Here is an 8,330-nt window from a genome sequence, read left to right on the forward strand (position 1 = left end):
ACGCCCGCCATCCCGCCATCCGAACAGAGCGATGCCCGGCGCCCGGCCAACCGGGTCCCGCGACCAGCACGCCCGGGCCGACGCCCACCCACACATCCAGCAGAAGAACCGGATATCCCCTCAAATTGCTGCGGGGGCGGTGGCGGATTTGTCGCCCTGGGTGAAGAAAATCTGGATTTCCGGATGAAATCCGCCAAGGTCAAGGTGGATCAGGTCAATAAAACCGGGGCCAAGATCTTGACCACAGCCTGTGAGAACTGCCATACCCAGCTCAGCAATTTAAATGACCATTACCAAATGGGAGTGGAGGTAAAATTTCTATCCTCCATGGTGGCCGATGCCCTGGTGCAGTAGGACTTATTGACTATTCATTCGGAAACTTCGGGTTTCCGGATGAGAAAGGAGGGCCTCAAACAAAAACAGGGGGATTTTTTAAAAAGATCGCAAACAATTGGTAAGGAGGAAAAATGAAAAAGAGATTTTCTGTATTAATTGTTTTTTTGGTGATGGTCGTTGGTATACCTTACGGATATGCCACCAATGGGGATAATCTGATGAACATAGGCCCCATTTCCAGGTCCATGGGCGGGGTCGGTATAGCGGCCCCTCAGGACGCCATCAGTGCGGTATTCGCCAATCCGGCGGCTATGTGCTTTGGACCCTTTTGTCCCAATTCCGAGTTTAACTTTGCCGGGACCCTCTTTATGCCCAAGGTTGATGCCAAAATCAACCTGGGAGGGACGACCTATCAAGCCAACAGTACTGAAAGTGTATATGCCATTCCGGCCATCGGCCTGTCTGTCCCGATCACCAACGCCCTGCCCCTCTGGCGATTCGGCCTGGCGGCTTACGGGGTTACCGGACTTGGAGTAGATTACCGGAACACGGCCCTGGATCAATCCCGCTTTGCAGGATTTGGCGGTTTTCCTCTGGTGGCCGGGGAATATACCGGCTTGCAGATCATGAAGTTCGCCCCTTCCATCGCTTTTCAGCCCGACAGTCGATTTTCCATCGGCCTGGCCACCCATATCGACTATGCCACTCTTGACTTACGCAGCGGGTCATCCAACGGCTATGGATTCGGGGTCCAATTAGGCACGATCTATAAAATCCATGACCGGGTTTCTATGGGACTTACTTATCTGACCCCTCAGACCGTAAAGCATGCCAAGGTCAGGGATTTTGACGGCGACGGTTCGGCCGACGACCTGGAGTTGGAAGCCCCCCAACAGGTGGGATTGGGGGTAGCTTTTGATCTTATTCCCAATATGTTTTTGATTGAATTAAACGGGAAGTGGATCAATTGGAACAATGCCAAGGGATACAGTGACTTTGATTGGAAAGATCAGTATGTCTTCGGCGTTGGTGCCCAATATAAAGTCACCCCCAAGTTGGCCCTGCGAGCCGGATACAATTACGGGAATAATCCGGTGAGTGAGCATAATAATTTTGTTGGTTTTGCTCCCAAACAGGTCCAGGGAAAAACCATGCCGACTTATTACTATGAAACCTTCAGGGCCATCGGATTTCCGGCGGTGGTCGAACATCATGTGACCTTCGGCATCGGTTACGAATTTAGCAATCGTTTTGCCATCAACCTCGGCTATACCCATGCCTTTTCAAACAGCATAAAGGAACGGGGCACGGCCCTGAATGGGCAACCCGTGACGATTGAATCAAACTTGAGTGAAAACAGCATCGAATTCGGCTTGACCTGGAGATTTTAATTCGATGAGGGCTTAATGCTTTATTGGGACCGGGGGTTTTGGATGACCCCCGGCCTCTTATTATATTATCGTAATTGGGCCTCCATGAACGTCTTTCTTTTCCGGCTCAAGAGGGGGCAGTCCGAGATGAGAGCGAATGACATTTTCCAATTTATCTTCTCCCACGTCGGAGCCCTGAACAACAATCTCGTCGTCCACCAGAATTGCCGGGGCAAACGGCAGCTTCGATTCAACATATTCACTCCTCTGGTATTCGGCCCTTGGCTTGGAGGTAATCTCAGTTTGAATTTCATATTTTTTGCCTAACCTAGGCAGCATTTCTTGAAAATGCTTTCAAGATTTTCCATTGGGTTCGTTCATAAAACAGCGTACCTTTACCATTATCGTTCTCCTTTCTCAGTCTGGTTTCTCTGGTAAGCATTTTAGTCCCCGCACTACAGCAAAAGATCCCCCTTCAAGGCCCGACCTGAACGAATCCGCAGACTTCATCCCTGACGGAGTTTCAAAGATGGTTTGGCGGAACAGGAAGTCACTGAAGCCGGTCTACTTCAAATGATGGACGACCTCATTGGTAGACAAGAAAGTGGCATCCCTATAGAGATTATTTTGCCCATAGAATTTACCTCCCTCCCCGTAAAAAAAATTCGGCCCTTCATAGATTAACTTATTTATATATAAATATATTTTTATATATTTCCCTTGTCAACTATTTTTAAAGAAAAAATTCTTGACAATGATGTTTCCGGAGATTATATTTAAGTATATTCTAAATTACTTCAACAAATAACCCATCCAAAAAAACATGGAAAAAAAAACAGATCCTTCCGAAATGTTTAAGGTCTTGAGCGTGGACACGCGGGTAAAGATGCTGGACCTGCTAAAATCCAAAGGTCCCCTGGGTGCTAAAAGTATTGCCGAATCGATCGGGATATCTATAGCCGCCGTATCCCAGCATCTTAAAATATTAAAACAGGCCGGATTGGTCAAAAGTGAACGTAAAGGCTACTGGATTCCCTATACGGTCGACGAGGAGGCCCTGGAATGCTGCCGACAGGTGTTAAATGAAGTCTGCACCTGCGGATGCCAGGGGACCTGTAATTTTGAAGAGAATGTACAAGGCGATCCAGACTTGAAATCCTTAATAAAATATGAGGAGGAGCTTAAAACCAGGCTCAAATTGGTTCAGGAGAGGATTAAGGGGATAGAGTCTCAAGAGAAGAAGTAGGTAATTTTTTTTGGCTTTATAATTAAGTTATAGCTTAACTACTTAACTATTTTTCGATAGAGACTTTATTCCTTCAGGTATCGGTCCTGCAAAATAACACTTAAAAAAGGAGGTGATGAACCATGTGTTGTGAAACGAATATCCAACGACCTCAAACCCGGCAAACCGCCTGTGGTTGCGGATGCACCGACTTTCCCCGTCGTTTCCTGAGTGTCCGGGAAGAAAAAGAGAAACTGGAAGCGTATCAGGAACAACTCAAAAAGGAGTTGGTCGGGGTCCAGGAAAGTATCAACAAACTTCAAAATGCCTGAATAGGGCCATAACCAACCCAACCGTTCCCGGCCGATAAAATCGGCCGGGAACGCTCAGCGAAAGCAAGATCCCGAATAAATCCTCCTTTCTTTTACGGCCGATCCTCATTCTGGGAGGAGGATTTTCTCCTGTTCCGGAGGGTCACAAATATATAATAGCCCATCAGAAGAGGGAGTACCCCCAGACTCAATTCAAAGCGACCTTGAAAAAGCTGATAGGTGCTGAACCCTACGATCAGGAGGATAAAGAGGATTTGTATGATGGCCACCGCTTTTATCATTTTCTAAACCTTTCTTGTTGCGGATGAGTGCTTCATCATAAATCAAGGGATCAGCAATGCAAAGGATTAAATAATCTGATTGACTGCAAAAGGCAAGCTGGTAAAATAAGTCCGTTACCTCGGATATCAACCGAACACAAATGGACGCAGATCGACTCGGATCGGCAGAGGGCCGATCGTGCAGATTGCCAAGATTTAATTTGAAAAAAAGTTTCAAGTTTCAAGATGCAGGTCTTCTCTTTGAGCTTTCAGCTTTGAGTTTATCTCTTGAATCTGCGGGTATCGGCGAAAATTGGCGTCCTGATAGAATTGCTGCAAAAAGCCACGGGAGGGAAAAGATGAGAAAAAAAGATTTCGGTCCTTGGTTTTGGAAAGCGGTGGCCCTGGTCGTTTTATCTGTTTTGTTTTGGCCCCAAGGGGTTCAGGCCAAATTGGGAGAGGATGATGCCCTATTGGGACCCCACTCGAAACAGGCCAGAGGAGAATTGCGCGTCCTGATGGCAGCGGTTAGATTCCCGGATGTGGAGCCGAAATCGCCTTTGGAACGAACCCGAAAAAGGGTGGTCGATGCCCTGAACCATTATGTAAGAGAACAATCCTACGACCTGGCCTGGGTGAAAGCCGATTTCAGGGGTTGGATTGACTTGCCGGATCCCATAACCCGGTACAATGTGAGCCCCTATAATTTTAAAGTCGACCGGACAAGGGTTAAGAAACTTATTGAAGATACCATGACCGCCATCGAGAATCAGGTGGATTTCTCCCGGTACCAGCATATGCTGATCATACCCGGGGCCTTCACCACGCCGGGAAAGGGCTACGGAATGATCTGTTATTGCGCAAATCCGGGGATGTTAACCGGCGTCAGGAGGAAAGCGGACTTTGTTACTTTGAAATCTAAAGGGGGAAAAGAATTCAATGGTGGTATTTTTGTAGGGACGGAAAACGCCCATCTGGGGATGTTCGCCCACGATTTTTTTCATGCCCTGGGTGGGATTTACGACAGCAAACGCCTGGTCCCTTGCCTGTATGATTTTGAGCGGCAGTCGGATGCTTCCAAACCACCCTCTCCGGAGAATCATGCCATTTATATGGGGCCCTGGGACATTATGTCGGAGCATTTTATCAAGCGGGACGCCCCCTCACCGGGCCTTTCCTCTTTTACAAAAATCCGGTTGGGCTGGATCGATCCGGATCAGGTTTCCTTAATTAAACCCGGAGAGACGGCCTTTACCTTTCTTTCCCCTCTTTCCCGAAAAGGGGATAAACTGGTGGTAAAAATACCGGTTAGTGAAAGATCCTATTATCTGGTGGAAAACCGGCAGCCGATCGGGTATGACCGCATTCTTCCGGATTCCGGTCTTCTCATTTTGAAAGTTACGCCCTGGGAAGAAGAAGGCTCCGGGACGGTGAAAATCATGAATGCCGACCCGAATGTCCCCCATTTTGCCCGAGCCACCTTCAAACTGGATAAGAATAATAGAAATTTATTTCTGGATAAGGATAATCAAATTGCTGTCATCCCCCTTTGGCACGAGGAAGGAAAACAAGGGGTGCTCATTACTACTCCCGAAAAAAGCGCTATGGCCTTGAAAGCGGCCCAGAAGGTGCAACAGCACCTGACTGGCCTTTCGGAACCAAAAAGCACCGAAGACCGAAGGCGCCTTGAGGAAACGGTAAGTTCTTTCAAGACATTTGATTTTAAAAAATGTCTGCAGGCCGGTAATCCTGATTAATCATATCCTGAGGCCGGAACAAACCTACTTTCCCCCAAAAAAGGCCTTATAACCCCCATAGCCCTCTTTTTCCAGATCTTCTTTGGAAATGAAACGGAGGGCCGCGGAATTCAGACAATAGCGCAATCCCGTGGGTTTTGGCCCGTCATTAAAGACATGGCCCAGGTGGGAATCGCCGTGTTTGCTCCGGACCTCGGTCCGCCGCATAAAAAAGCCTCGATCCTCTTTTTCAATGATATTGCCCGGCTCCAGGGGCTTGGTAAAGCTCGGCCAGCCGGTACCGGAATCATATTTATCCAGGGAGCTGAACAGAGGTTCCCCAGAAACGATGTCCACATAGATTCCTTCTTTTTTGTTGTCCCAGTATTCATTCTTAAAAGCCGGTTCGGTCCCCTCTTTCTGGGTCACTTCATATTGCAGGGGGGTCAGTTTTTTCCGCAGGACGGCATCATCCGGTTTTTGATAACCCTTTTCTTTCTCAATCGGAAGATTAAGCTTGGATTCCCCCCAATTCTTTTTCAGGAATTGGTCCCTTCCGGAGTTATAGCGATAATATTTGTATCTCAAGGGATTTTTTTTGGCATAATCCTGATGATATTCTTCTGCTTCATAAAACTGGGTAAACGGCAGTATTTCAGTAGCGATGGGTTTGGTAAACCTGCCGGAACGCATCAGCGCTTCTTTGGATTTCTCGGCCAGTTTTTTTTGTTCCTCGTCATGGTAGAAGATGATGCTGCGGTATTGCTCGCCGCGGTCCACAAATTGTCCACCTGGATCCGTGGGATCGATGTGGCGCCAGAAGTAATCAAGCAGAGTGGTATAGGATACCCGGGAGGGGTCGTAAAAGACCTGAATCGCCTCCACATGGCCGGTTGTTCCTGCCGATACTTCTTTATAAGTGGGATTTTTTTTGTGTCCGCCAGTGTAGCCTGAAATCACCTTGCTCACCCCGGGAAGCTTTTCAAAATCGGCTTCGGTACACCAGAAACAACCTCCGGCCAAGGTGGCTTGCTGACTGGTTTTCTTTTCTTCGGTCATGGTTTTTCCCGCCTTTTGGTTTGAACTTTCAGTTGGTTGACTGGCCATAATCAATAAGAAAAGGCCGATGGCTGCAATGGCCCAAAAAATTTTTCTGTTATTCATTTAGACCACCATGGATCCTCTCTTTTTTTTCCGGTTTGTAATAAACAAAAGGAACTAAACGGCTCGTTTTTAAAATATAAGCTCTTTTTATTGATAGGCAAGAGGGGTGATCAGGGAAAAGCAGGACTTTTGGGGGGGATACTATGTCAAAAGGATAATATAACGGTCAAAGATATTGGAAATTATTGGCTTGAAATTCAAATAGGACCAGTTCGTAAAAAGTGGGAGATCTCATATAGTCGTCATTCCCGCGCAGACCTGCGCGGGAATGACGAGTTTTTACAAGTCCACCAAATGTAATCTACCATCCTTCAACAAAGGAGGGTTTCGTCTTTTAAGGTCCCGCCGAACCGTTTGATCACCTCCGGCACGGTAAGGCTTTTTTTCTCATCCCCCTGGATATCCAGGTGGATTTTTCCTTCATGAAGCATAATCAGACGATTGCCATAATAGATGGCCTGGGACAAATTGTGGGTGACCATAATGGCCGTCAGGGAATGGTCCCGGATGATCCGATCGGTTAAGGCCATGACCTTTTCTACGGTTTTGGGATCCAGAGAGGCCGTGTGCTCGTCAAGAAGGAGAACCTTGGGGGGGTTAAGGGTGGCCATGATCAAGGACAGACATTGGCGCTGCCCTCCTGAAAGGAGGCTGACCCGGTCCGAAAGCCGGGTTTCCAGTCCGAGATCCAAAGGCCTTAAAATTTCCTGATAACGTTTCCGGCCCGACCGGGTGACACCGAAAGAAAGCCCTCGAAAACACCCCCTGAGTTCGGCCATGGAAAGGTTTTCGGCAATGGTCATCGAGGGGGCCGTGCCCAGGCCGGGGTTTTGAAAGACCCGGCCCAGGAATTTGGCCCTCTGATGTTCTTTCAACCGGGTAATCTCCAGGCCGTCAATGAATATTTTCCCTTCATCCGGCAGGTAAGTGCCGGCGATAAGATTAAGCAAGGTGGTCTTACCGGCGCCGTTGGAGCCGATGACGGTTATGAAATCTCCTTTTTCAACCGTCAGCTCAAGGCCGTTGATGGCGACCTTTTCGTCAACCGTCCGGCGGTTGAATATCTTTTTCAAATCCCGGATAAGGACCATATCAAATCCCGCGCAACAAAGGCCTCTCTTCTTTTCCCTTTTTAAGGGCCGGTAAACCCAGGGCCAGGATGACCATGATTCCGGTGGCCATCTTCAAATCTGTCGGGGCCAGACCGAGCCAGAGCCCGGTGGTGATGATCAGGCGATAGGTAAAGGAGCCCAGGATTGCAGCCAGGGTCATCATCCCGATCGATTTGGCCCTGAGCAGGGTTTCTCCGATAATAATGGCGGCCAATCCGGCCACGATCATGCCGATACCCATACCGATATCGGCAAACCCCTGATGTTGGGCCACCAGGGCCCCGGAAAGGGCCACAAAGGCATTGGAAAGGCCAAGTCCCAGAACAGTCATCTGATCGGTATTCACTCCCAGGGCCCGGATCATCTGTTCGTTATCCCCGGTGGCCCGCATGGCCAAACCGATCCGGGTCCGCAATAAAAGATCGGTCAGGAACTTGCTGAGAAAAACGATCAAACCAAAAAATAGGATGATTAAAAACCAGCGGATCCGGGTTTCCTCGAAGGGCGTAAAAAGGGTTTCCTGGTTCAGCAAGGGGGTATTGGAACGGCCCATTATCCTTAAATTGACCGAATAAAGGATGGTCATGACCAGGATCCCGGCCAGGAGACTGTTGATTTTGAGACGGGTGTTCAACATCCCGGTGGCGCACCCGGCCAAGAAACCGGTCGCCAGGGCCAGGAGGACTCCCAGAAGGGGGGAATAACCGGAAACAATCATCTTGGCAGCCACAGCCCCGCCCAGAACAAAGCTTCCATCAACGGTAAGGTCGGGAAAAGAAAGGACCCGGAAGCTAA

9 protein-coding genes are annotated in these 8,330 nt (G+C 48.5%); 5 read left to right on the top strand and 4 right to left on the bottom strand.

The genetic code is table 11. The features are described 5' to 3' along the window. The 4 genes from HY879_24355 to HY879_24370 all read left to right on the top strand — a co-directional run. The coding region (locus HY879_24355) for a hypothetical protein (GenBank protein MBI5606478.1) at positions 1-354 on the top strand (354 nt) is incomplete at its 5' end. 113 nt (positions 355-467) lie between these two features. Then, a complete protein-coding gene (locus tag HY879_24360; protein ID MBI5606479.1) occupies positions 468-1,727 on the top strand; it encodes an outer membrane protein transport protein in 1,260 nt (419 codons plus the stop codon). Between the two features lie 802 nt (positions 1,728-2,529). Continuing rightward, on the top strand, positions 2,530-2,952 hold the full coding sequence (locus tag HY879_24365) for a winged helix-turn-helix transcriptional regulator (GenBank protein ID MBI5606480.1): 423 nt from the start codon (positions 2,530-2,532) through the stop codon (positions 2,950-2,952). A gap of 122 nt (positions 2,953-3,074) precedes the next feature. Next, complete coding sequence (locus tag HY879_24370; protein MBI5606481.1) at positions 3,075-3,263, top strand: hypothetical protein; 189 nt, start codon at positions 3,075-3,077, stop codon at positions 3,261-3,263. A gap of 92 nt (positions 3,264-3,355) precedes the next feature. Here the strand turns inward: HY879_24370 and HY879_24375 are convergent, their stop codons facing one another. Beyond that, on the bottom strand, positions 3,356-3,544 hold the full coding sequence (locus HY879_24375; GenBank protein MBI5606482.1) for a hypothetical protein: 189 nt from the start codon (positions 3,542-3,544) through the stop codon (positions 3,356-3,358). 338 nt (positions 3,545-3,882) lie between these two features. Between HY879_24375 and HY879_24380 the strand changes: the two genes are divergently transcribed. After that, entirely contained in the window at positions 3,883-5,280 is a 1,398-nt protein-coding gene (locus tag HY879_24380; protein MBI5606483.1) for a hypothetical protein, read from the top strand. A gap of 24 nt (positions 5,281-5,304) precedes the next feature. On the opposite strand, the gene msrB is transcribed toward HY879_24380, so the two are convergent. From msrB to HY879_24395, 3 genes are all read right to left on the bottom strand, one after another. Beyond that, the gene (msrB, locus tag HY879_24385) at positions 5,305-6,423 is read right to left on the bottom strand and encodes a peptide-methionine (R)-S-oxide reductase MsrB (protein MBI5606484.1); all 1,119 of its coding nucleotides are present in this window, start codon (positions 6,421-6,423) and stop codon (positions 5,305-5,307) included. A 311-nt stretch (positions 6,424-6,734) separates the two neighbouring features. Then, positions 6,735-7,514, bottom strand: a complete 780-nt coding sequence (locus tag HY879_24390) for an ABC transporter ATP-binding protein (GenBank protein MBI5606485.1) — start codon at positions 7,512-7,514, stop codon at positions 6,735-6,737. A gap of 1 nt (position 7,515) precedes the next feature. Continuing rightward, on the bottom strand, positions 7,516-8,330 hold an 815-nt coding region (locus HY879_24395; GenBank protein MBI5606486.1), incomplete at its 5' end, for an ABC transporter permease.

It is taken from the genome of Deltaproteobacteria bacterium (genome assembly GCA_016219225.1).
In the GTDB taxonomy this organism is placed as follows: Bacteria; Desulfobacterota; RBG-13-43-22; order RBG-13-43-22; family RBG-13-43-22; genus RBG-13-43-22.

What these genes read in the sequence shown, in the direction of transcription:
- HY879_24360 (MBI5606479.1), top strand. Translation starts at nt 468, where the DNA reads ATGAAAAAGAGATTTTCTGTATTAATTGTTTTTTTGGTGATGGTCGTT.
- HY879_24365 (MBI5606480.1), top strand. Translation starts at nt 2,530, where the DNA reads ATGGAAAAAAAAACAGATCCTTCCGAAATGTTTAAGGTCTTGAGCGTG.
- HY879_24370 (MBI5606481.1), top strand. Translation starts at nt 3,075, where the DNA reads ATGTGTTGTGAAACGAATATCCAACGACCTCAAACCCGGCAAACCGCC.
- HY879_24375 (MBI5606482.1), bottom strand. Translation starts at nt 3,544, where the DNA reads ATGATAAAAGCGGTGGCCATCATACAAATCCTCTTTATCCTCCTGATC.
- HY879_24380 (MBI5606483.1), top strand. Translation starts at nt 3,883, where the DNA reads ATGAGAAAAAAAGATTTCGGTCCTTGGTTTTGGAAAGCGGTGGCCCTG.
- msrB (MBI5606484.1), bottom strand. Translation starts at nt 6,423, where the DNA reads ATGAATAACAGAAAAATTTTTTGGGCCATTGCAGCCATCGGCCTTTTC.
- HY879_24390 (MBI5606485.1), bottom strand. Translation starts at nt 7,514, where the DNA reads ATGGTCCTTATCCGGGATTTGAAAAAGATATTCAACCGCCGGACGGTT.